This window comes from Streptomyces sp. CA-135486, from assembly GCF_050936555.1.
Lineage (GTDB): Bacteria > Actinomycetota > Actinomycetes > Streptomycetales > Streptomycetaceae > Streptomyces.
In genome coordinates, this window is sequence record NZ_JBNJMM010000002.1 from 1,469,941 (window position 1) to 1,492,651 (window position 22,711).

Annotated in this window: 21 protein-coding genes; 13 read left to right on the top strand and 8 right to left on the bottom strand. The window is 71.6% G+C overall.

From position 1 onward, the window contains the following. Positions 1 to 18 precede the first annotated feature (18 nt). The 5 genes from ACQEVG_RS26115 to ACQEVG_RS26135 are packed head-to-tail and all read left to right on the top strand — an operon-like array spanning position 19 to position 5,722. Positions 19 to 2,886, top strand: coding sequence for a sensor histidine kinase (locus ACQEVG_RS26115; protein WP_432988108.1), 2,868 nt, complete (start codon positions 19 to 21; stop codon positions 2,884 to 2,886). Further along, entirely contained in the window at positions 2,883 to 3,365 is a 483-nt protein-coding gene (locus ACQEVG_RS26120; protein ID WP_432988110.1) for a roadblock/LC7 domain-containing protein, read from the top strand. Before ACQEVG_RS26115 ends, ACQEVG_RS26120 begins: the two co-directional genes overlap by 4 nt. After that, a complete protein-coding gene (locus ACQEVG_RS26125; protein ID WP_432988112.1) occupies positions 3,362 to 3,775 on the top strand; it encodes a DUF742 domain-containing protein in 414 nt (137 codons plus the stop codon). The genes ACQEVG_RS26120 and ACQEVG_RS26125 overlap by 4 nt, the downstream gene beginning before the upstream one ends. Continuing rightward, positions 3,756 to 4,439: a GTP-binding protein gene (locus tag ACQEVG_RS26130; protein ID WP_432988114.1), complete on the top strand. Its 684-nt coding sequence runs from the start codon at positions 3,756 to 3,758 to the stop codon at positions 4,437 to 4,439. Before ACQEVG_RS26125 ends, ACQEVG_RS26130 begins: the two co-directional genes overlap by 20 nt. 23 nt (positions 4,440 to 4,462) lie before the next feature. Continuing rightward, positions 4,463 to 5,722: a styrene monooxygenase/indole monooxygenase family protein gene (locus tag ACQEVG_RS26135; RefSeq protein ID WP_432988116.1), complete on the top strand. Its 1,260-nt coding sequence runs from the start codon at positions 4,463 to 4,465 to the stop codon at positions 5,720 to 5,722. On the opposite strand, the gene ACQEVG_RS26140 is transcribed toward ACQEVG_RS26135, so the two are convergent. The 4 genes from ACQEVG_RS26140 to ACQEVG_RS26155 form a co-directional block, all read right to left on the bottom strand. Continuing rightward, complete coding sequence (locus ACQEVG_RS26140; protein WP_432988118.1) at positions 5,671 to 6,837, bottom strand: NlpC/P60 family protein; 1,167 nt, start codon at positions 6,835 to 6,837, stop codon at positions 5,671 to 5,673. The genes ACQEVG_RS26135 and ACQEVG_RS26140 overlap by 52 nt on opposite strands. Positions 6,838 to 7,005: 168 nt before the next feature. Then, a complete protein-coding gene (locus ACQEVG_RS26145; RefSeq protein ID WP_432992913.1) occupies positions 7,006 to 8,235 on the bottom strand; it encodes a PQQ-binding-like beta-propeller repeat protein in 1,230 nt (409 codons plus the stop codon). Further along, entirely contained in the window at positions 8,201 to 9,490 is a 1,290-nt protein-coding gene (locus ACQEVG_RS26150) for a hypothetical protein (RefSeq protein ID WP_432988120.1), read from the bottom strand. Before ACQEVG_RS26150 ends, ACQEVG_RS26145 begins: the two co-directional genes overlap by 35 nt. Positions 9,491 to 9,503: 13 nt before the next feature. Then, positions 9,504 to 9,779: a hypothetical protein gene (locus ACQEVG_RS26155; RefSeq protein ID WP_432988122.1), complete on the bottom strand. Its 276-nt coding sequence runs from the start codon at positions 9,777 to 9,779 to the stop codon at positions 9,504 to 9,506. A 297-nt stretch (positions 9,780 to 10,076) separates the two neighbouring features. Between ACQEVG_RS26155 and ACQEVG_RS26160 the strand changes: the two genes are divergently transcribed. From ACQEVG_RS26160 to ACQEVG_RS26190, 7 genes are all read left to right on the top strand, one after another. Then, positions 10,077 to 12,008 carry a hypothetical protein gene (locus tag ACQEVG_RS26160; protein WP_432988124.1) on the top strand — a complete coding sequence of 644 codons (1,932 nt, stop codon included), beginning with the start codon at positions 10,077 to 10,079 and terminating at the stop codon, positions 12,006 to 12,008. 149 nt (positions 12,009 to 12,157) lie between these two features. Further along, positions 12,158 to 13,414: an ABC transporter substrate-binding protein gene (locus ACQEVG_RS26165; protein WP_432988126.1), complete on the top strand. Its 1,257-nt coding sequence runs from the start codon at positions 12,158 to 12,160 to the stop codon at positions 13,412 to 13,414. Beyond that, complete coding sequence (locus ACQEVG_RS26170; RefSeq protein ID WP_432988128.1) at positions 13,411 to 14,364, top strand: carbohydrate ABC transporter permease; 954 nt, start codon at positions 13,411 to 13,413, stop codon at positions 14,362 to 14,364. The genes ACQEVG_RS26165 and ACQEVG_RS26170 overlap by 4 nt, the downstream gene beginning before the upstream one ends. After that, complete coding sequence (locus ACQEVG_RS26175) at positions 14,364 to 15,167, top strand: carbohydrate ABC transporter permease (RefSeq protein ID WP_432988130.1); 804 nt, start codon at positions 14,364 to 14,366, stop codon at positions 15,165 to 15,167. Before ACQEVG_RS26170 ends, ACQEVG_RS26175 begins: the two co-directional genes overlap by 1 nt. Beyond that, positions 15,164 to 15,910 carry an amidohydrolase family protein gene (locus ACQEVG_RS26180; protein WP_432988132.1) on the top strand — a complete coding sequence of 249 codons (747 nt, stop codon included), beginning with the start codon at positions 15,164 to 15,166 and terminating at the stop codon, positions 15,908 to 15,910. The genes ACQEVG_RS26175 and ACQEVG_RS26180 overlap by 4 nt, the downstream gene beginning before the upstream one ends. After that, entirely contained in the window at positions 15,907 to 16,659 is a 753-nt protein-coding gene (locus tag ACQEVG_RS26185) for an amidohydrolase family protein (RefSeq protein ID WP_432988134.1), read from the top strand. The genes ACQEVG_RS26180 and ACQEVG_RS26185 overlap by 4 nt, the downstream gene beginning before the upstream one ends. Further along, positions 16,656 to 17,798, top strand: coding sequence for a DegT/DnrJ/EryC1/StrS family aminotransferase (locus ACQEVG_RS26190; protein ID WP_432988136.1), 1,143 nt, complete (start codon positions 16,656 to 16,658; stop codon positions 17,796 to 17,798). The genes ACQEVG_RS26185 and ACQEVG_RS26190 overlap by 4 nt, the downstream gene beginning before the upstream one ends. 11 nt (positions 17,799 to 17,809) lie before the next feature. On the opposite strand, the gene ACQEVG_RS26195 is transcribed toward ACQEVG_RS26190, so the two are convergent. Beyond that, positions 17,810 to 18,808, bottom strand: a complete 999-nt coding sequence (locus tag ACQEVG_RS26195) for an LLM class flavin-dependent oxidoreductase (RefSeq protein ID WP_432988138.1) — start codon at positions 18,806 to 18,808, stop codon at positions 17,810 to 17,812. Positions 18,809 to 18,888: 80 nt separating this feature from the next. Between ACQEVG_RS26195 and ACQEVG_RS26200 the strand changes: the two genes are divergently transcribed. Continuing rightward, a complete protein-coding gene (locus tag ACQEVG_RS26200; protein WP_432988140.1) occupies positions 18,889 to 19,869 on the top strand; it encodes a dihydrodipicolinate synthase family protein in 981 nt (326 codons plus the stop codon). An 80-nt stretch (positions 19,870 to 19,949) separates the two neighbouring features. Here the strand turns inward: ACQEVG_RS26200 and ACQEVG_RS26205 are convergent, their stop codons facing one another. Genes ACQEVG_RS26205 through ACQEVG_RS26215 form a run of 3 tightly spaced genes read right to left on the bottom strand, consistent with a single transcriptional unit; the run spans position 19,950 to position 22,575 of the window. Continuing rightward, positions 19,950 to 20,699, bottom strand: coding sequence for an amidohydrolase family protein (locus ACQEVG_RS26205; RefSeq protein WP_432988142.1), 750 nt, complete (start codon positions 20,697 to 20,699; stop codon positions 19,950 to 19,952). Further along, on the bottom strand, positions 20,699 to 21,442 hold the full coding sequence (locus ACQEVG_RS26210; RefSeq protein WP_432988144.1) for an amidohydrolase family protein: 744 nt from the start codon (positions 21,440 to 21,442) through the stop codon (positions 20,699 to 20,701). Before ACQEVG_RS26210 ends, ACQEVG_RS26205 begins: the two co-directional genes overlap by 1 nt. Beyond that, positions 21,439 to 22,575 carry a DegT/DnrJ/EryC1/StrS family aminotransferase gene (locus ACQEVG_RS26215; protein WP_432988146.1) on the bottom strand — a complete coding sequence of 379 codons (1,137 nt, stop codon included), beginning with the start codon at positions 22,573 to 22,575 and terminating at the stop codon, positions 21,439 to 21,441. Before ACQEVG_RS26215 ends, ACQEVG_RS26210 begins: the two co-directional genes overlap by 4 nt. Positions 22,576 to 22,711: the final 136 nt, after the last annotated feature.

Here is a 22,711-nt window from a genome sequence, read left to right on the forward strand (position 1 = left end):
GCAAGATTGCGAGCACCGGTGCAGAAGAAGCGGCCTCGGCGAAACGGCAGCGGCCCCTTGGAGACTCCGGGGGCCCAGGACGCCTCACCCGACCCTGCCGACCGCGGCCGCACCGTACGCGTCCGCAACCGTCTGGTCGCCGGCGTCGCCGCCGTCGGTCTCGTCGTGGTCGCGGCCGGTACTCCCGGAGTCCTCGACGTCTCCGCCGAACTGACCGAGTCCCAGCGGCTCGTCACCCTCGCCGGGCTCAACCGCCAGGCCGTCACCCTGGCCCACTCGCTCGCCGACGAGCGTGACGAGGTCACCGCGTACATCGCCGCAGGCCGCGACGCCCAGACGGGCGACGAGGACAGCCGGCGCGAGATCTCCGGCAGTCGCAGCGCCCGCGTCGACCGGCAGATCGACGAGATCCGCGGCGCCATCCCCGCGGACCACGCCGAGCTGCGCCGCGACCTGTCCGCCGTACCGTCCGTCCGCCGTACCGCGCTGACCGGCAAGGGCACGGCGATGGAGGCCCACCGGGCGTACTCCGCCGTCATCACCAATCTGCACGCCCTCGCCGACGAACTCGCCGAGAAGACCCCGCCGCGCGCCGCCGCCGGCACCCGCGCGCCCGCCGCGCTCGGCCTCGCCGTCGAGCAGGCGTCCGCCACCCGCGGCCTGCTGCTGGCCGCGCTCTCCGTGCCCCGCAAGCAGAGCAGCCAGACCTTCGACCCGGTCACCGGCCTGCCCGTGCAGGACGAGGGCGAGGACGCCGACGCGGCCGACCTGACGAGGGACGCGCTCAGCGCCGCCGCCCAGCAGTCCCGGGTGCGTGAACTCGCCGCGCTCGCCGACTTCGACCAGGCCGCCGGCCCGGACGCCCGTACCTCGCTGGCCGCCACCGTCACCGGGCCCGAGGTCAAGACCGCCGAGCGCTATCTTGCCCGGCTCACCGACCAGCCCGAGCTCTCGTCGGCCGACCGCAAGTCCAACCGCGAGAAGCTCGAATCCTCGCTCACCGCCCGGATCGAGCAGATGCGGGGCGTGGAGTCGTCCCTCGCCACCGGCCGGGTCGAGCGCTTCGAGGAGCTGCGCGACGACGACGTCACCGCGCTGGAGATCCGGATCGCCCTTCTCGGTGGCCTGCTGATCGTCGCCATCGGTGTTTCCGCGGCCGTCGCCCGTACGCTCACTCGCCCGCTCGCCGTCCTGCGGATCGGCGCGGCCCGGCTCGCGGCCGACCCCGAGGCCGAGGAGCCGGTCCGCTTCACCGGCCGCAACGACGAGTTCGCCCAGGTCGTACGGTCCCTGAACGCCCTGCACGGCAAGCTGCGGGACCTCGGCGTACGGGCCGAGCGGCTGGACAGCGACCGCGGCGACCTGGCCGGCGCTCGCGACGCGCTGGCCGCCGAACTCGCCGCCGAACGCGCCGAACTCCAGCAGCGCACCCACGAGCTGACCGCCGAACTCGAACAGCTGCGGCACGCCGTCCAGCACACCTTCGTCAATCTCTCGCTGCGCACCCTCGGTCTCGTCGAGCGGCAGCTCGGCGTCATCGAGCAGCTGGAGGACCGCGAGCAGGACACCGAGCGGCTCGCCACCCTCTTCAAACTCGACCACCTGGCCACGGTCATGCGCCGCCACAGCGAGAATCTGCTGGTCCTCGCGGGCGCCGAGCACGGCCACGGGCATCAGGGCCCGGTCCCGCTCGTCGACGTACTGCGTGCTGCCGTCAGTGAGATCGAGCGGTACGAACGGGTCGTCATCCAGTCCCTGCCGCCGCACTCCCAGGTCGCCGGCTTCGCCGCCGACGACCTCAGCCATCTGCTCGCCGAACTCCTGGAGAACGCGACCTCCTTCTCACCGCCGGACGCCCAGGTCGAGCTCTCGGGCTGGCTGCTCGAGAGCGGCGAGGTGATGCTCTCCGTACAGGACACCGGCATAGGGATGACCGCCGGGCGGATCGCCGAGCTGAACGCGTGTCTGGAAGACCCGGTGGCGTACGGGGCGGGGACCGGCCGGGACGGCGAGGGCCTCGGGTTGCGGGTGGCCGCGCTGCTGGCGGCGCGTCATGGCGTACGGGTCCAGCTGCGCGAGCAGAAGCAGGGCGGGATCGCGGCGGTCGTCGTGCTGTCGCAGGCGTTGCTGCCGGCCGGGCCGCCGGCCGCGGAGTCGCAGCCGGCGAAGCCGGCCGGCGGGGCGCCCGGGCTGCAGCTGCCCGGGTCGGTGGCGGAGGCCAACTCCAACGCTCTGCCGACCAGTTCACGCCGCCTCGACCCGGCCCCGGACGCCCCGGCGGCCCCGGAGCCTTCGGCCTGGGAGGACCCCCTGGTGGCGGCCGCGGAGGCGGCGATACAGGAGCGGCAGGCAGAGCCCGATGCGCAGCCCGAGGCGGCGGAGATCGAGCCCGCCGTGGTGCGTGCCGGGGAGCCGGACGCGCACGAGCGGACGGTGGACGGCGAGCCGGACGGCGCCCTGGCCGACCAGGACCAGGCGACCTTCGAGTTCAGGCTTCCGGAGCCGGAGCCGGAGCCGGGTCCGGGTCCGACGGCCGAGCCGACGCTCGCGCCCGCGCCGAGGACCGAGGCCGTGCCCGCGCCCGAGCCGGTGGACGTGCCCGAGGCCGAGCCGGCAGCCGAGCCCGAGCCGCAGGCCGCGCCCGTCTGGGACCGCGTCACCGACAAGGGCCTGCCCAAGCGCACTCCCAAGGTCGTCAAGCCCACGTCCGCGCCCAGTGAGCGCTCCGGCAGCGTCGACGCCGAAGCCCTGCGCCGCCGCCTCGGCGGCTTCCACCAGGGCGCCAAGGACGGCCGCCGCGACGCCGAGGCGGAGATCGCCGAGCAGTCTGAAGTACGCGCCGAAGCAGCAGAATCGGGGGACACAGTCGAGGAGGCACGCAGTTGACTGCGACCGGGACATTCGGCCTGAGCAGTGAAGCCCGCAATCTGCACTGGTTGCTGAGCAATCTCGTGGAGGAGGTACCAGGGGTCCGCTCGGTCGCCGTCGTCTCGTCCGACGGGCTGCTGCTGCTCTCCTCCGACCCGGCACAGAACGCCGCCCCGGCGGCTGCCGCCCGCCCGGACGGCCCCAGGGGTTCCAGCGCGGACCTCGCCACCATCGTCTCCGGAATCGGCAGCCTCACCATCGGCGCCGCGAAGCTGATGGACGGCGGCGGCGTCAAGCAGACGATGGTCGCGATGGAGGAGGGCAGCGTCTTCGTGATGTCGATCAGCGACGGCTCGCTGCTCGGCGTGCAGGCCGCACCCGACTGCGACATGAGCGTCGTCGCCTACCACATGGCGCTCTTCGTCGGCCGCGCCGGACATGTCCTGACCCCCGAACTCCGCAGTGAGCTGCGCAAATCGTTGGAGAGCGCCAAGTGACGCCCGCCGCCGAACCCATCCGAAGGCTCCCCGTACGCGGCGAGGGCCGCCGCCCCGCCCGGGTCCGCCCCTACTCGCTCACCGGCGGCCGCACCCGCTTCGGCCATGTGCTGCTCGTCGAGACCTTCGTCGCCGCGCTCGAAGCGCCGGCCGAACGCAGGGAGCTACCCAAGGGCGATCTCTCCTCGCGGGTCATGCCCGAGCTGCGGGCCATCGTCGAGCTGTGCCGGCGTATGCGTACCGTCGCCGAGATCTCGGCGCTGCTGAAGATGCCCCTGGGCGTGGTCCGGGTGCTGCTCAGCGACCTGGCCGACCAGGGAAAGATCCGCGTCTACGGGACCGGGCACGGCACCGGCCAGCCCGACCGCGCGCTGCTCGAAAGGGTGCTGAGTGGACTCCGCCGACTCTGACACGCTCCTCGCCCGGCCTCACCCGCAGCCCGAAGAGGGACCGCGTCCGCAGTCCGCACCGGGACCGCGTCCGCAGCCCGACGAGGGACTGCAGGACTGGCAGTTGGACCACACCCGCGCCCCCATCGCCACCAAGATCGTGGTCGCGGGTGGCTTCGGTGTCGGCAAGACGACCTTCGTCGGGTCGGTCTCCGAGATCACGCCGCTGCAGACCGAGGCGCTGATGACACAGGCGAGCGAGGAGACCGACGATCTCGCCGCGACGCCCGACAAGCTCACCACCACCGTTGCCATGGACTTCGGCCGGATCACGCTCGACGACGATCTGGTGCTGTACGTCTTCGGCACGCCGGGACAGCAGCGCTTCTGGTTCATGTGGGACGACCTGGTGCGCGGCGCGATCGGCGCCGTCGTCCTGGCAGACACCCGCAGGCTGTCGGACTGCTTCCCGGCGCTGGACTACTTCGAGAGCAGCGGCCTGCCGTACATCGTCGCGGTCAACCACTTCGAGGGTACGGAGCTGTTCGAGGCCGAAGACGTGCGCGAGGCCCTGACGGTGCCGCCGCACGTGCCGGTTGTGATCATGGACGCGCGCAGCCGGATCACGGTGGTCGAGTCCCTGCTCGCGCTGGTCGCCCACGCCCTCGAAGCAACTCCCGAATAGCTACGCAACGGAGAACACCCGCCATGCGGAAGATACTCATCGTCGGAGCCGGCCAGTCCGGTCTCCAGCTCGCGCTCGGCCTCCAGTCCCAGGGCTACGAGGTCACCCTGATGTCCAACCGCACGGCTGACGAGATCCGGTCCGGCCGGGTCATGTCCACACAATGCATGTTCGACACGGCGCTGCAGCACGAGCGCGATCTCGGCATCAACTTCTGGGAGTCCCAGGCCCCGCGCATCGAGGGCCTGGGCGTCTCCGTCGCCGCCCCCGACGCCTCCCGGCCCATCGACTGGGTCGGCAAGCTGGAGGGCTACGCCCAGTCGGTCGACCAGCGCGTGAAGATGGCCGGCTGGATGGAGACCTTCGCCCAGCGCGGCGGGCAGCTCGTCATCCACGGCGCGGCAGTCTCCGACCTGGACTTCTTCTCCCGTACCTACGACCTGGTGATGGTCTCGGCCGGCAAGGGCGAGCTCGTCTCGATGTTCGGCCGGGACGCCTCCCGTTCGCCGTACGACGCCCCGCAGCGCGCGCTGGCCGTCTCGTACGTGCACGGCCTCGGCCCGCGCCCCGAGCACCCCGAGTACGACGCGGTCCGCTGCAACCTGGTCCCGGGCGTCGGCGAGCTCTTCGTGATGCCGACCTTCACCACCACCGGCCGCGCCGACATCCTCTTCTGGGAGGGCATCCCCGGCGGCCCGCTCGATGTCTTCCAGGGCGTCAAGGACCCGGCGGAGCACCTGTCGCTCACCCTCGAACTCATGGAGAAGTTCACGCCCTGGGAGTACGCGCGTGCCACCAAGGTCGAGCTGACCGACGCGGGCGCCACCCTCGCGGGCCGTTACGCCCCCACCGTACGCAAGCCGATCGGCCGCCTTCCCGGCGGCGGGCTCGTGCTCGGCGTCGCGGATGTCGTCGTCGCCAATGACCCCATTACCGGACAAGGCTCCAACTCGGCGTCCAAGTGCGCCGCCGCATACCTTGCCTCGATCACGGAGCACGGTGACAAGCCGTTCGACGAGGCGTGGATGCAGTCGACCTTCGACCGCTACTGGGACACCGCCCAGCACGTCACCAAGTGGACGAACGCGATGCTCGGTGTCCCGCCGGAGCACGTACTGAACCTGATCGGGGCCGCGGGTCAGCTCCAGCCGGTCGCCGACCGGTTCGCGAACGGCTTCAACGACCCGGCGGACTTCGAGAACTACTTCTACGACCCGGCGCTCACCGACGCCTACCTGGCCGAGGTGTCGGGAGCGTCGTCCGGCGGCTCCGTCCCGGAGTAGCCGGTGTCCGGCCCCGCCGTGGCTCCGTCCGGGAGCCGCGGCGGGGTGTACTCGCCCAGCGGGCGCCCGTCCGGGTCCGGGCGGACCGCGCCGAGCAGCGGATTCGCGGCGATGGGGGAGACCTTGACGGTGGCGCCGGGGCGCGGCGCGTGGATCACCATGCCGTTGCCCAGATAGATCGCCACATGCGTGGCGCCCGGGAAGTAGACCACCAGGTCGCCGGGGCGCAGTGCGGTCAACCGGACCTTGGGGAGCTCTTCCCACTGCTCCCGGCTGGTCCGCGGGATCTCGACACCGGCCCGTGCCCAGGCCCCCGAGGTCAGCCCCGAGCAGTCGTACTCCGCGGGGCCTTCCGCGCCCCACAGATACGGCTTGCCGATCTGTTCGACCGCGTACTCCAGCGCCCGGGCGCCCTCCTGGGTGGGCATGCGCCTGCCGTCGAGCGCACCGGACGCGATGAGCTCTGCCTGGGCCTTCGCCGTGGCGGACCGCTCCAGAGCGGCCACTTCGGCGATCTGATCCGGGGAGAGGGAGGCGAGCAGTTCCTCGACGCCCTTCAGCCGGGCCTTCGCCCGGTCGCGGGCCTGTTTGTGCCGGGCGGCGAGCGTCTGCTCGCGGTCCAGGGCTTTGCGGGAGGCGGCCGCGAGGTAGCCCGCCCGCTTGGCACCCCACTCCAGCCTGGCCATCCTCGCCAGCCGGTCGCTGGCCAGGCGCTCCATCAGATGGCCCTCGTCCAGCGCCTGCTGGGGGTTCCGGGCGAGCAACAGCCGCAGATACGAGGAGAGCTCGGACCGGCCCTGGTACTGCTCGCGGGCCAGCCGTCCCGCGTCGTCGCGGCCGATGACGACCGCGTTGCGCGCCTCGGCGAGCTCGTGGCCGAGACGTGCGGTCTCGGCGTGCTGCCTCCTGAGCTCCTCCTTCATGGCGTTGTACGTCTCCCCGGCCTCCTCGGCCTGCCGGTACCGCTTCTGAAGTTCCGTCAGCATTCCGGAGACGGTGGCGGGCGGGCCTGCGGCGGGTTCGGCGCCGGGATCGGCTGACGGGGGGACCGCCGCGAGGGCGGTCGCAGCCGCCAGCGCCGTCGTGCAGACCGAACGGAGCAGGCTGCCTGACATCTCGTCACCTCCGGCTGCGGGCGGGCCGTCCACTCCCCAGCCGATCATGCGAGCGCGCAACGGGGGGCGCCCGGCGGGTGGTCGGTTCAGCGCAATCCGGCCACTCGTCCAGGGGGTGTCGCGAGCCCAGCAAGATCCGCAAGACACCCCCTGGGTCCCTCCGGCGTGTCAGTCCACGGGCAGCGCGTAGAAGGCCCGGTCCCGCTGGACGACGACATTGCGGCCCCCGCCGGGCAGCGGCACATAACGCGGCCCGCCCGGGGTGTCCTGCACGCCCGCCTCCTGGAACTTCCACAGCCGTCTGCCGTCCCGCGCGGCGAACGCGGTGAGCTGCGCGCCGTCCCCCGCGAGTACCGTGCGGCCGCCGGCGCTCAGGGCCGTTGCCGGGACGCCGTTCCAGACCGGGGCCTCGGTGGAGCGCCGCCAGAGCGGGCGGCCGGTCGCGGTGTCGACGGCGGACACCTGCTGATGGCGGTTGGCGACGTACAGCACCGGACCTCGCAGGACGCCCTTCCCGTACGGGAAGATCCCCGTCTCACCGGCCGCGGGCGCGGCCGCGGCCACCCGCCACAGCCGTGCGCCGGTACGGCTGGTGTACGCGTGGAGCTCGCCACCCGCGGCGGCGAAGACCTTGTCCGTCGCATCGCCGACGAGGGCCGCGGCGGGTACGACGCCGGGGAGCGCGAACAACTGACGCAGCTTGCCCGTCGTCCGGGTGAACACAAGCAGCGTGGCGGCGCCCTTGGAGGCCTTGCGCTGCGCGGGGGTGAGCGATGCCGCGTCCTGCCGTACCACGATGTCGGCCGGGCGGACGGCGATCAGCTCGTACCGGGGGATGAGCGGCGGTTCGCCGCCTGCGATCGGGGTGCGCCAGAGCAACTTGCGCGCGACGAGGTCGTACGCGAAGAAGTACGCCGCGAGCGCGGCGCCCTTCTTGATGTGGCCGGTCAGCCAGAGCGTGGCGCCCTCCGAGCCGGTGATGCTGCCGAGAGTGAGCGTCTCGCCCAGGCCGGCGAGGGTGGTCTTGGCGATCCGGTGCTTGATCTGCCCGTTCAGCGCGGAGATCCACAGGAACTCGGCGGCGGCGTCGACGAGACAGAGCGCGTCGTCGACGGGCACGGCGCGGGAGGCCGACGCGGCCTCCTCGAGCCGCCAGATCTGCCGCCCGGTGCGCACATCGACGCCGACGGCCCGGTCACTGCCGGTCAGTACGAGTACGCGGTCGCCCAAGAGGGTGGCACTGGGCGCGGCGTCACCGTCCTTGCCGGGATGCTCGTACCGCCAGCCGGGCTCGGGCGCCACCCCGACGACGCGGGTGCGCCGGGGCGCGGGGGCGGCCTGGGGCTTGGCGTCTGACTCTCCGTCACCGATGGCGTATCCGGCCCCACCTCCGACCACGATCCCGGCGACACCGGCGGCGACCCCGAAGAGGAGGGCACGCCGGTCGGTCGCGGGGGCGGCCGGTGGCGGCGCGGCGGGCAGGGGCAGGGGTGCGCTCCGGGCGGCGGGCACGGCGAGGACGGCGGTGGCCCGATCGCCGGGGCCCGATCCGGGCGGCGGCCCGGGTACGACTCCGCACCGGCCCGACACCGACGGAATACTGCGCGGGCACAGTGCTCATGGGCATCGCGGCCTGAGGCGCCGGGCTCAGCGCGGGCGCACCTGCCGGATACTGCCCAGGCACCGCACCCGCAGGAACCGCCGCCACGAGTGCCCTATCCCCGGGCGCGCCCGCGCCCGCCCCCGCGCTCCCGCCGGACCGCAAGGACTCCGCCCCGCCCGCCTGGGACTCCACCGCTCCCACCAGGACCGGCGGCAGCCAGCCCTCACGCGCCAGCGCCGATGCGCCCTCCAGCGCGAGCTCCGCCGCCACCTTGCCCGCCGGCGGGCGGTCCTCCGGGCGCTTCGACAGGCAGCTCGCCACCAGCGGGCGCAACTCCGACGGCACCCCGGCGAGGTCCGGCTCCGCATGGGCGATGCGGTCCGCGTCGCCCAGCGGAGTGGTGCCCGTCGCCGCGTACGCCAGAAGCAGGCCCAGGACGAAGATGTTGGACGCCGGGCCCGGCTCCGAGCCCGTCGACTGTTCCGGGGTCAGATAGTTCAGCTGGACCGACAGTTGCCCGCCGGGACCGGCGTGGGCGACCGCCGCCGCGCCCAGTGCGCCGAAGGCCGTCAGCCGGGGGCCGTCCGCCGCGAGCAGCACCGTGTCGGGTGCCAGTCCGTGCAGCACCGTCCCGGTCGCATGCACCCGGGACAGGGTCTCCGCGAGCCCCGCGCCCAGTATCCGCACGGCACGCTCCGGCAGCGGCCCGGCGAGCGCGATCGCCTCACGCAGGGTCAGCGCCGGGACGTACGCACTTGCCGTCCACAGCAGTTCCCCGTCCGTACGGGACTCCAGCGGCTCCTGCACCCACCCGCCGGCGAGGCGCTCCGCGGTCCGCGCCTCCGACTGGAAGCGCCGCCGGAACGCCGGCACCGCCGCGAGCGCGGGCCTGGCCACCGACACGACCGCGACCGCACCGTCGGGCCCCTGCGCCAGATAGCGGACACTGCTCGCCGACTCCCCCATGCGCGCCAACGCGCCGTAGGGGCCGATCTGGCGCGGATCATCCTGCTGCAGCGGCTCCATGGCGAGCATCCCCCCTGGCGACACGGTCCTCGCGATCTTATGGCGCGCTGTTCGGCTTCGACCAGGGCCACTTCAGCGCGCGCCGCGGCACGCCCTCGGGGGCGTACTGGTACTTCCAGCCGCGCAGCAGACCGAGCCGCCGGGTGTGGCCCGCGGGGACGCGCTGGTACGCGTACACCGTCGGCGGTGTGCCGTCGTCGTTCGGCACGGGGATCTCGTACCACTTCGGGGGATGCCCGGTCGGCCCGACCAGGACCGGCAGCACCCGCCCGTCCAGTGGCCCTCCCTCGAAGGGGGTGTTCTCGCTTCTCACACGGGCCAGTCTCACGCAGTCCCGGCGCGTCGCCCGCACCGGGCGCGCCCGCTGTCCGAAGGATGGCCATTGCATGGGCCCAATGGAGTGCTGTCCCGTTCCCGCTCGGTCCGCGCCGTTGACGCCCCAGTGGGCGTGGCGTATCACTTTCGGCTAGTGCCGTAACTCCCGTTCTTTTCGGAGGTGTTACCACCTGTGACGACGCGACGAGCGTTTCTCGCCGGCTCGACCGCAGCACTCTCCGCCTCTGTACTGTCGTTAGCAGCTCCGAGCTCCGCGTCCGCCGAGGAGGCTCTGATGCGCGACCCCGTATCACTGGGTGTACCACTGGCCGACGTTCTCCTTCTGGGAGGCACGGTCGCACCGGGACCGGGTGGCAGGCCGGCCCTGTGGAACGTTTCGACGGGCAAGCCCGCCTATCTCAACGCCATCGACCCGGCCACCGGAAACCAGCTGGTCAGCGTCCCGCTGACCGGCGCCGACGGCTCCTGGGCGGTGGCCGCCGCGCCCGACGGCGTGTACGCGGGGACCTACGGCAACGCGCATCTGTACCGCTGGCGTCCCGGCAGCCCCGACGCCGCGGAGGACCTCGGCCTGGCGCTTCCCCGGCAGACCTTCATCTGGTCGCTGACCGCCGACGCCGACGGCAAGATCTGGGGCGGCACCTTCCCCGAGGGCAAGGTGTTCCGCTTCGACCCCGCGACCAAGGCGTTCACCGACTTCGGGCAGGTCGTCGCCGGTCAGACGTACGTACGCTCCATCGCCTGCTCCGGCGGCAAGGTCTACTCCGGCTCGTACGCTGCGGCACACATCGCCGAGCTGAACCCGGCGACCGGCTCGGTCACCGAGCTCCCCAAGCCGCCGGGCCTGGGCACCATCGAGGGCAAGGCCGTCTACGACCTGGACGCCTTCGGCGGCCGACTGTACGCACGCATCGGCTCCGACCTGCCGGGACCGCTCTTCGTCTACGACCTCGAGGCGCGCGCCTGGACCGACGAGATCCCCGACGCGCACGGCCTGAAGATCTCCCCGCCCGACTCCGGGGGCGGCGTCCATCTCATTCAGCGCAGCGAACTGCGCCGCTACGACCCGGCCACCAAGCAGCTCACCGGCACCGGTCTCACCTTCACCGGCAAGGTGCAGAACACCCGGTCCATCGGCTGGGCCGAGCTGGGCGTCGCGAACTACCCGGGACGCAGCGTCGTCGGCACGCTCTGGCGTGGCGAGATGTTCCGCTACAACCCCACCTCCGGGGCGTTTGCGATCCTCGACACCAAGGTCCGCAAGGAGCCGATCGAGATACTGGCGCTGGGCGCGGGCGGACGCAAGACCGTGTACGCGGGAGGGTTCCTCAACGGCGGCCTGGGCGCTGTCCGTACGGACACCGGCGTCTCGTCGTTCCACCGCTTCGCGCAGATCGAGTCGATACTGACGGCATCGGACGGCACGGTCTGGCTCGGCGTGTACCCCGAGTCGAGGCTCTACCGCTACCGGCCCGACCAGCCCTGGAACAGCCCCGAGTACTCACCGGGCGGCCCTCCCGGCACCGCCCCCAACCCGGAGCTGGTCTTCAATCTGGGTCCGCAGCTGCAGGCCCGCAGCAAGTGTCTCGCGGAGGTGGACGACGGCAGGATCGCCGTGGGCACCGTCCCGGCCGGCGACCGGCTCGGCGGCGGGCTCGCCGTCTACGACCCGTCCTTGGGCGACTGGCACTTCACCCGCAATGTCGCGCAGGACCAGAGCCTGTTCGCCCTCGCGGCGTACGACGGCGTGGTCTACGGCGGCGGGTCGGTGACCGGCGGTCTGAGCACCACGCCGCCCACGCGCAAGGCGGGCGCGGTCTTCGCCTGGGACGTGGACCGCGCCGAGAAACTGTGGGAGTTCGAGCCGGTCGGCACCGAGGGAACGGTCAGCGCGCTGGCCATCGGCCCCGACCGGAAGCTGTGGGGACTCGCCGGGCACACGCTCTTCGCGCTCGACCGGCAGGACCACCGGATTCTGCACACCATCGAGCTGGGCACCCGGAGCACCGGCGGTTCCATAGTGGTGTCGCGCTCGAAGCTGTTCGTGAGCGTGGACGGCGGGCTCGTCTACCGCATCGATCCGTTCGCGCCGCACCGCGACCCGGTGCTGATCGTCGCTTATCCGCACCGGCGGCTGATGGCACATCAGGGGCGGCTGTACTTCAACCGTGTCGCCGAGCTGTTCGTCGTCGATCCGCGCAACTGACTCCGCGCCTCTGACCATGCGCCCCTGACCAACCGTCATCGATTCCCGGTCAATTGGGCATTGACATGTCAAATCCTGCCCGGTTACTTTCGGCCCAGGCCGAAACTAGCCGGGCTCTGGCTCCCTTCTCAGGCCTTCCGGAGGCCCCCATGAAGACAGGCTTCACGCGCGCCGCCGCACCTCTCGCGCTGTTCACGCTCGCCGCCCTGCTCACCGGCTGCGGCGGCGACAGCAGCTCGGGGTCGAAGAAGGTCACCGTCTGGATGTATCCGGTGATCGCCGACCCCAAGGCCAACACCGCCTACTGGACACAGATCGAGAAGGACTTCGAAAAGGCGGAGTCCGGCACGCAGCTCACCATCGAGCAGCAGCCCTGGGAGAACCGCGACGAGAAGCTCGCCACCGCGCTCAGCGGCGGCAAGGGCCCGGACGTCGTGCTGCTCGGTCCCGACCAGATCCCGCAGTATCTGAGCAATGGCGCCATCCGGCCGGTCGACGGGGCACTCAAGGGCACCGAGGACAAGTTCCTGCCGGCCGCCCTCGAAGCCATGAAGCAGAACGGCAAGCTCTACGCCGCGCCGATCTACCACACCGTCACCACCACGCTCTACAACAAGAAGCTGCTGGACAAGGCGGGCATCACCAAGCCCCCGGCCAGCTGGGACGAGATCAGGGCCGCCGCCCCCAAGCTGAAGCAGTCGGGCGTCGCCGCCCTCGACTACTCCGCGGGCAACGAGGCGACCCAGAACCTCAACTTCTACCCGCTGCTCTGGCAGGCGGGCGGCAAGGTCTTCGCCGACGGAGGCAAGAAGGTGGCCTTCAACGGTCCCGAGGGCGTCGAGGCCCTCACCTTCATCACCGACCTCTACAAGGCGGGTGAGATCCCCAAGTCCGCGCTGACCAACATCAACGCCGTTGCCGACCAGGCGCTCGGCAAGCAGCAGGCGGCGATGGGCTTCTCCAACACCCCCGCCGACGCGGCGACGGCGGCCAAGGCCTGGGGCGCGGATAACGTACTCGTCGGGCCGCCGCTCACCGGCGCCAAGCAGGTGACCTTCGGCATCCCCGGCGGGCTCGGCATCAGCGCCAAGTCCAAGAACGTCACCGGGGCGGAGAAGTTCCTCGCCTTCATGACCAAGCCCGAGCAGCTCCAGAGCATGGGCAAGGCCAGCGGCTTCCTCTCCCCGCGTACGGACGTCACGGTCTCCAGCGACGCCCCGTTCGCCCAGGAGTTCCAGGCGGCTCTCGCCAAGGCGTACCCCGGTGAGCCCAACCCCACCGCGCGCCAGCTCATGTCGCTGATCGCGCCCGAGATCCAGGCCGCGCTCACCGGCAAGAAGACCCCGAAGGAAGCCCTCGACTCGGCGGCCAAGCAGGCCGACGACCTGCTGGCGCGGCAGCGTTGACCAGGACCACCCTCAGCACGGTTCCCCCCGCCAAGACCACCGCGCCGGGGCGCGGAGGTCGCGGCGGGGGCTCGCTCAGCAAGGCCGTACGACGGCGCGAGGCGCGCGTCGGCCTGGTGTTCGTGGCCCCGATGCTGCTGCTGTTCATCGTCTTCCGCTTCGGACCGACCCTCGGCGCGGCGTTCCTGTCGCTCACCGACTACCGGCTGAACGGGGAATGGCAGTTCATCGGGGCCGAGAACTACACCAGGCTCCTCCACGACGACCTGTTCTGGTCCAGCCTGGGCGTCACGGCCCTGTACACCGCGTTCTTCGTACCGCTGACCGTGCTGCTCTCGCTCGGTACCGCCCTGCTGCTGCACCGCACCCTATGGGCGCGCGGCTTCTTCCGCGGGGTGTTCTTCCTGCCGTACGTCACCAGCATCGTGCTGGCGGCCGTCATCTGGAAGTGGATCTACGAGGTCGAGGACGGCCTGCTCAACGCCTCGCTCGGGGTGTTCTCGCTCGGCCCGATCGACTTCCTCGGCAACGAGCACCTGGTCCTTCCGTCCATCGCGGTCACTTCCGCCTGGAAGGGCTTCGGCTACTCGATGCTGATCCTCCTCGCCGGGCTGCAGTCGATCCCGCGGCATGTCGTCGAGGCGGCCACCATCGACGGCGCGAACGGCTGGCAGCGGCTGTGGTGGGTGACGCTTCCGCTGCTGCGGCCCGTGCTGTTCTTCGTCCTCGTCATCGAGGCCATCGGCTCGTTCCAGGTCTTCGACGCGATGTATGTGATGACGGCGGGCGGCCCCGTACGGGCCAGCTACTCGCTCGTCTACCTGCTGTACGACACGGGCTTCAAGTTCTTCGACTTCGGCTACGCGAGCGCGATCGGCCTGGTGCTCTTCCTCGTCGTACTGACCTTCTCGCTCATTCAGCGCCGGCTCATCGGAAGGGACGCGGACTGATGGCGCGGCTGCGACTGCCCGTCCTGCTGATCCTGGTGGCGCTCGTGACCGTCACGCCCTTCGTGGTGATGGTGCTGGTCGCCTTCGCACCGGCCGGCGGCCAGACGCTGCCCGGCGCCTTCAACCTCACCAGGGCCACCTGGCAGAACTTCTCGGACGTCCTCGGCAGCGAGGACATCATGCGCTGGGCGTTCAACTCGCTCATCTACTCGGTGGTCTCCGTCGCGCTCATCCTGCTGTTCTCGTCCATGGCGGGATACGCCTTCGCGAAGAAACGGTTCCCGGGCCGCGAGGTGCTCTTCTGGTCGTTCCTGGCGACCCTGATGGTGCCGTTTCAGGCCACGCTCATCCCGTACTACGTCCTCGTCTCGCAGCTCGGCGGCGTGGACACGTACTGGGGAATGATCGTGCCGACGCTGGCCAACTCACAGGCGGTCTTCCTCATGCGGCAGTTCATCCACCAGCTGCCCGACGAGCTCTTCGAGGCCGCGAAGATCGACGGGGCGTCGGAGTGGCGCATCTACACCACCGTCGTCATCCCGCTGATCCGGCCGGTCCTCGCGACCCTCGGCGTGTTCGTCTTCCTCTGGCACTGGAACGACTTCCTGTGGCCGCTCGTCATCGGCCAGTCCTCCGAGATGCGCACGCTCACCGTCGGCCTCGCCACGCTCGAGGGCGAGAACGTCGCCGTCAACCAGATCATGGCCGGGGCGACCATCACCGTGATCCCCTGCCTGCTCGTCTTCGGGCTGCTCCAGCGGTATCTGACCGACTCGATCGCCACCACCGGCCTCAAGACGTGACCGCCCGGGACCTGACCGCGCAGGAGGTCGGCGCCCGGGCCATGACCGTCGTCGACATCAACCGGCTGCTCGGGCCGCTGCCGTACGAGGAGGTGGCGAGCCGCGATCCGGCCGGACTCGTCGGCGAACTCGACCGGCTGCGCATCGACACCGCGTGTGTGGTGCACACCCACGCGCTGTACGGGGACCCGCGCGACGGGAACGCCGCGCTCAAGGAGGCCGACGGCGCACGGCTGCAACCGGTGCCGGTGCTGATCCCGGGACCGCTCGGCACGGCGGAGAGCGATGCCCCGCTGGTGCGGCTCTGCCCCGCCGAGCACCGCTGGTCCCTCACCGGCGCGCATGCGCTCACGCTCGCCGCCGCGCTCGCGAAGGCGCGTACCACCGTGCTGCTCGGCTGGGAGTCCACGACCGCCGCGGAGATCCATCAGCTGGCGAGCGCCCTGCCGATGCTGCGGATCGTGCTGACCGGCACCGGCTACCGCAGCATGCGGGAGCTCGCCGAACTCATGGACCACCACGTGGAGTTGTCCGTGGACACCTCCACCCTCGCCGGACACCTGCAGGTCGAGTGGTTCGCCGGACGGTACGGAGCCCGCCGCGTCCTGTTCGGCACGGGCGCCCCGGTCACCGACGACGCCGGACCCCGCTACCAGCTCGACACGCTGGAGCTCCCGGAGGCCGACACGGCCCTGATCGCGGGCGGAAACGCGCTGCGGCTGCTGGGCGTTGTCGACCCATGAGGATCGTCGACGCCCATGGCCACCTCGGCCGCTGGTACGCCTTCGCCGTCACCGACGGCTCCGCACGCGGCCTCGTCTCCGTGATGGACCGGTGCGGGGTCGCCACCGCCTGCGTCTCCCATCTGCTCGCCGTGGGCCCGGACGCCCGCGCCGGAAACGAGCTGCTGCTGACGGAGCTCGCACAGTACCCCGGGCGCCTGCTCGGCCATGCCGTCTTCAACCCCCACGATCCCGAGGCCCCGGACCGGCTGCGGGATCTGCTGGAGGTGCCCGGCGTCATCGGGGCCAAGCTCCACCCCGAGGTCCATGAACTTCCGCTCGACCACCCGGCGTACGTCCCGGCCTTCGACATCGCCGCCGAGCGCGGCCGTATCGTGCTCGCGCACAGCCAGCACGCCTCCACCTTCTGCGACCCGGTGCGCTTCGCCGCCGTCGCCCCCCGCTACCCCGAACTCCCGCTGCTGATGGGCCACTCGGGCCTGTGGACCAGCGGCTTCGCGCCCGCCGCCGACGCCGCGTCCCGCTGCCCCAATCTGATCCTGGAGACCTGCGGCTCCCGGATGACCGCCCGCCATCTCGGGCGGCTCGTCGCCGAGGCCGGAGCCGAGCGCATCGCCTTCGGCTCCGACGCCGTCTTCCTCGATCTGCGCACCGGACTCGGGCGCGTGCTGCTCGCGGACATCAGCGAGGCGGACCGCGAGCAGATCCTGCACGGCACCATGGACCGCCTGCTGAAGGGGCTCCGTTGACTCCCGTACGTACCAAGGGGTGGCCGCAGTGGCCCCCGCCGGCGACCGACGAGCAGCGCGAGCGGCTGCTGCGGGTGCTGGAGGGCGGCGCGTGGGGAGCGACCGCGGGCGGCGAGACGGAGTCCTTCGCGACGGCCTTCGCCGAGAGCGTCGGCGCTTCGTACGGCGTCTGTACGGTCAATGGCACCGTCGCGCTCTTCCTGGCGCTGCGCGCGCTCGGTGTGCGGCCCGGGGACGAAGTGATCGTGCCCGCCTATACGTTCGTGGCGAGCGCGACCGCGGTGGTACTGGCGGGGGCCCGGCCCGTCGTCGCCGACGTACTGCCCGACACCCTGCACCTCGACCCGGCGGCCGCGCGGCGGCTGGCGGGCCCGCGGAGCCGGGCCGTCATGCCGGTGCATCTGGCGGGGGCGCCCGCCGACACCGCGTCGCTGCGCTCCCTGGGCGTCCCGGTGGTGGAGGACGCGGCCCAGGCGCACGGGGCCCGGCTGCACGGACGCCCGGCCGGGAGCCTCGGGGACGCCGGCTGCTTCAGCTTCCAGTCGGGCAAGGCGATGACCGCGGGCGAGGGCGGCATCGTGGTGACCGACGACCGGCACGTGTACGAGCGGCTCTGGTCGCTGCACAATGTCGGCCGCCGTATCGGGGGCGGCTGGTACGAGCATCCGCAGCTCGGCTGGAATCTGCGGATGACCGAGTTCCAGGCCGCGGTACTGCATCCTCAACTTGCTGTTCTGGAAGCCCAGTTGGAGCACCGCTCGGCACGGGCGGCGGCACTTGCGGGGGCCCTGAGGGAGGTCGAGGGGCTGGAGCCGGTGGGGGTCCCGGAGGGCACCACGAGACACACCTGGCACCTGGCCATGCTGCGATACGACCGGGCGGCGTTCGGCGGGCATCCCAAGGCCGCGTTCCTGGACGCCATGGCCGCCGAGGGCATCCCGCTGGACGCCGGCTACCGCTCGCTGTCCCGGGAGCCGTACACCGAGGGTGGGCCGTGTCCGGTCGCGGAGGCCGCCGAGGACACGGTCGTCTGGGTGAGGCAGCCGATGCTGATGGCCGACGACGCCGCCATGGCGGACATCGGCCATGCGGCTCTCGTCGTCCAGCAGGCCTTCCGGAAGCGCCCGTTCAGCCGTTGAGGCGCGCGCGTTCAGCCGTTGAGTTGCGGCAGCACCTCGGTTCCGAACGACTCGATCGCGCCGAGCGCGTCCGACTGCGGCATGCCGGGCGGCTGGACGCGCAGCACCACGCCGTCGGCACCCATCTCGCCGTACTCCCCGAGCCGCTGCACACACTGGTCCACCGAGCCGATCACGGAGCGCGCCTCGATGTCCTCCCACTGCTGGGCATAGCGCGCGGCATCGGCCGAGGTGCGCTTCCAGTCGCCGTACGCGTCGTACAGACCGCGCAGCGGGCCCTCCAGGGCGACCCGTGCCTGCTTCGACGTGGCGGCGGCATAACCCTCGCGGCAGACGATGACCTCCGCGCCGAGGCTCGCCGCGCCGCGCGGGTAGGAAAGGTACTCGGCGATCTTGCCCGGGAGTTCGGAGTCGAGCTCGTTGAAGGACGTCGTCCAGCCGTCGCACATCCTGGCCGTACGCTCCAGAGCGGCGGAGACCCGGCCGCCGTTCCAGATCCGCGGCCGCGGTTGCTGCACCGGCCGCGGCGAGAGAAACGCTCCGTCCACCGATGTCCAGCGCCCCTGATGGCTGACCTCGTCCTGCATCCACAGCGCTTTGACCAGCTCCAGACACTCCTCGAAGCGCGACACGCGCTCGCGCGGCTGGGTGCCGTAGAGGGTGAACTCCTCGGGCCGGTAGCCCAGTACGAATCCGGCCGTGAGCCGCCCGCCCGACAGCACATCGATGTGCGCGAGCGTCTCGGCGAGCCACACCGGCTGGTAGACGGGTGCGATCAGCCCGGCCGTGGCAAGCCCGATCCGCTCGGTGTGCGCGGCGAGATACGCCAGGGAGGTGACGGCCTCGTGGTAGCCGGGCCGGTGCAGATGGCGTTCGCCCAGCACCACCCAGTCGAACCCGGCCTGCTCGGCGAGGATCGCCTGCTCCACCGCGTCGGCGAGCCGGGGCCGGTCGGCCTTGTCCGCGTAGAGATTGACGTACAGGCCGAGACGCATGGGGCGCTGGGACATTCGCGGGGCCTTTCCTTTACGGTCCGGGCCGTAAAGGCTAGCGTGTCGGCAACGACCGCAACAGACGGGAGAGATCGCCCATGTCTGCGCCGGAGACCCTGACGGAGAGCCTGGTGCGCAGGCTGCGCGGCACGGTGCTGCCCGCGGTGGCCACCCCCATGGATCCCAGGGGTGTCGTGGATTTCGGCGCGCTGCGCGGATACGCGGAACGGATCGCGGCCGCCCCGATCGGCGGGGTCGCGGTCTGGGCACACACCGGCCGCGGCCTGTACCTCTCCGAGGCCGACCGGCAACAGGTGCTGCGCGTCTGGCGTGCGGCGGTCGCCGGCCCGATCGTGGCCGGAGTGGGGGTGCCGCGATCGGTCCCCGCCGGCACCTTGCGGGAGGCCTGGGACGCAACCATCGACATGGCCGTACAGGCCGCGGACCTCGGCGCGGACGCGGTCATGGTCTATCCGCTGGCACAGTTCGCCTCCCGCCCCGAGGGCGGACACGAGGCCGTACGACTGCACGAGCGGGTGGCCGAGGCGAGCGGCCTGCCGGTGCTCGGCTTCTTCCTGCACGGCGAGGCGGGTGGCTACCCCTACCCGCCGGAACTGATCCGCCGGCTGCTCGCCCTGCCGTCCGCCGCCGGGGTCAAACTCGCCACCCTGGACCGGGCGATGTCCTGCCAGGACGCGATCCGCGCGGCCCAGGAGAGCGGAAAGCTTGTGATCACGGGCGAGGACCGGATGTTCGGCCCCTCGCTGATGTGGGGCGCGGACTCGGCGCTGGTGGGCATCGCGGCGGCGCGGGTGTCGTTGACGAGCGCGGTGCTCGGCGCGTGGACGTCGGGCGACCACACGGGCTTTGTGCGGGCGTCGGCACGGCTGGACCGCTTCGCGGAGTCGACGTTCCTGGCACCGATCGAGGGATATGTGCAGCGGATGCTGTGGGCGGCGGTGTGGGAGGGCCTGCTTCCTGAGGAGGCGGCGCATGACCCGTACGGGCCGAGGCTCGGTGGGGGAGAGCGGGATGCGGTGGTGGCGTGCCTGGAGGACCTGGCGAAGGAGGAGGACTAGGGGGTACCTTCCGTGCCCGAACGGCTACGGGGGAGTGCGTGCCAGGGCACGCGAGCCCGGCAAGATCCGAAAGACACCCCCTAGGGCGGGGTGGGGGAAAACTCAAGCCCGAACAGATCCACCGCGTTCCGCCACAGCACCCGCTCCAGTTCATCCGGACCGAACCCCGCGTCCCGCACCACCCCCAGCGCCACACAGGGATCGATCAGCGTCGAATCCGTTCCGAACAGCAGCCGTTCCACCGGGACCCCGACCTCGCGTGCGTACGCGATCCGGCCCGCGTCCGTCACCGTGCGGCAGTGCTCCAGGTACAGCCGGTCGCAGGCCGCCGCCGCGTGTGCCGCCTCGCGCCAGGCATCGCCGCCGGCGTGGCCCACGATCACCCGCAGCCCCGGCCGGGTCTCCAGCAGCGAAGGCAGCAGCGCGACCTCCGGGCCCCAGGTGTGCAGCAGCAGCGGCACGCCCGCCTCGGCGATCAGGTCGAACGCCTCGTCCATCTCCCGTGAGCCGATCAACCGCCCCGGATAGTGCGTATGGATCTTCGCGCCGACGAACCGCCCCGTGTCCAGGCAGCGCCGCAGATCCTCCGCGCTCGCCTCGATGCGGTTCGGGTTCACCACGGCGTAGCCGAGCAGCCGCGGATGGACCGCCAGCACATCCCGCAGCGCCGCGTTGCCCGCGACCGCGTCGTACACCACCGCCTCGGCGGCGGAGACCAGTTGCAGGTCGATGCCGTAACGGTCCATCAAGCGGAGGTTGAACCCCGCGTCTCCCGTGTCCATGTGGAACGGCCACGGACCCACATGCGCATGCACATCGATGATCGGCATCAGCCCAGCAGCTCCTCGACGTTACCGCCCGCGATCGCCGCGCGCTCCGCCGCCCCGATGCCCGCGTACCGCAGCCGCAGTGTCTGCGGGGAGATGTCCATGAAGGGGGTGCGCGAGCCGAAGACCAGGTGGCGCGCCCCGACCGTCTCGACGACCCGTTCGATCGCGTCGGGCGCGGAGAACAGCCGGGTGGTGGCCCGGAAGCCCGGTTCACCGCGGGCCAGCAGCAGAAAGTCGGCCAGGTGGTACGAGTGGACGTCGAGGAAGACGACATCCGCGCCGCGTCCCGCCAGCACCGGGCCGTAGCGGCGCGGGTCCCCGTCGTGGAGGAGTACGAGTCCCCGGGCGACGGCCTGCCCGACCACATGGCGGTAGCCGGGGAAGTCCGGGCCCACGTCCTGCTCCTCGGTGAACAGCCGCAGGAACCGCACCCCGTCCGCGTCCAGCGCGTCCAGCCGCTTCTCGACGGCCAGCGCGTCCCGCAGATCCACCGTGCCGACCGGCAGCAGCTCGGGACAGTCGGCGAGCTCCTTGACCGTGGCCATATTGCCCGCGGCGTCGTCGAACAGGGCGCCGCGCGTGGACATGGCCAGCGCCCGGGAGACGGGGGAGCGGGCCAGGCGCGCCCTGACCTCGGCGAGGCCGATGTCGGCGTGGTGCCTGGGCCATGGCCCGTACAGCACGTCGACGTCCCAGCCGATGTGCTCCTCGGGCGTGGTCCGCAGCCAGTCGTACGTGCTCAATGTGCACCGGCCCGGTGGTGGACGGCGCGGACCGCGCGGGCGATGTGCTCGACGTCGGCCTCGGTGTACGCCTCGTTCCAGGGGAGAGCGAGCAGCGTACGGGCCACCAGCCGCTCCGCCTGCGGGCACAGGCCCGGCGGATACCCGGGCAGCGCCGGATTGGCGTACAGCACTCGCTCCAGATAGCCCGGCATCGCGGGGACGCCCTCCGCCTCCAGGTCCTTCGCCCAGCGGGAGTTGTCGTCGACCAGCAGCGGGAACACCCACCAGGCGTGACCCGGCAGGGGCTCGGGCACGGTGACCCGGTCGAGCCCGCCGAGCGCGGAGACGAGCTGTCCGGCCCGCTCCCGGCGGCGCCGCACCACGCCCGCCACCTTGGTGAGCTGCGCGCGGGCCACCGCCGCCGTGAGCTCGGTCATGCGGTAGTTGAGGCCCATCTCGCGGTGGATCCGGCCCTCCGTACGGTCCCAGCCCTTGTCCATGAACAGCCGCATACGGCGGGCGAGCTCGGGGTCGTCGGCCAGCGCCAGACCGCCGTCGCCCGCGGTGATGTGCTTGTACTGCTGAAGACTGAAGCAGGCGATGTCGCCGACGGTGCCCAGCAACCGGCCCTGCCCGTCCTCGCCCAGCCAGGCCTGTGCGCAGTCCTCGATGAGGACGAGCGAGTGCCGGTCGCAGATCGCGCGCAGCGCGCCGATGTCCGCGGCCGCGCCGAAGAGATGTACGGCGATGACGGCCTTGGTGCGCGGGGTGAGCGCCGCCTCGACCGCGCCCGGGTCGAGGTTCCCGTCGTACGGGCGTACGTCGGCGAACACCACGCGCGCCTGCTGGGCCAGTACCGGCGCGACCGTGCCGAAATCCGAGATGGGCGTGGTGATGACCTCGTCGCCCGGGCCGACCCCGGCCGCCGCGACCGCGAGATGCAGGGCCGCCGTGCCCGAGCTGCAGGCGACCGTTTCCGCGCGGGAGTACAACGTGCTCATCTCGGCTTCGAGGGAACGTGCTTCACTGCCGAAGGCACTGCACAGCACCGCCGATTCCACAACGCGCAGCACCGCGGCCCGTTCCTCGTCGCCGAGGGTGCGGCCGCGCGGGCCGAGAACTGTGGGCAGCGGCATTTCCCGTTCGGGCATCGGGGCACTATCCTCTCCGCAAGTCTGCGGTTATGGCCTGGGCCGAAATTAGGGCCGCGATCGGCGGGGCGTCAACCCCGTCCAGGCGGGCTTCAACCCGTCCAGAAGTACCTCAGAACCACTCCAGAAGAACGGA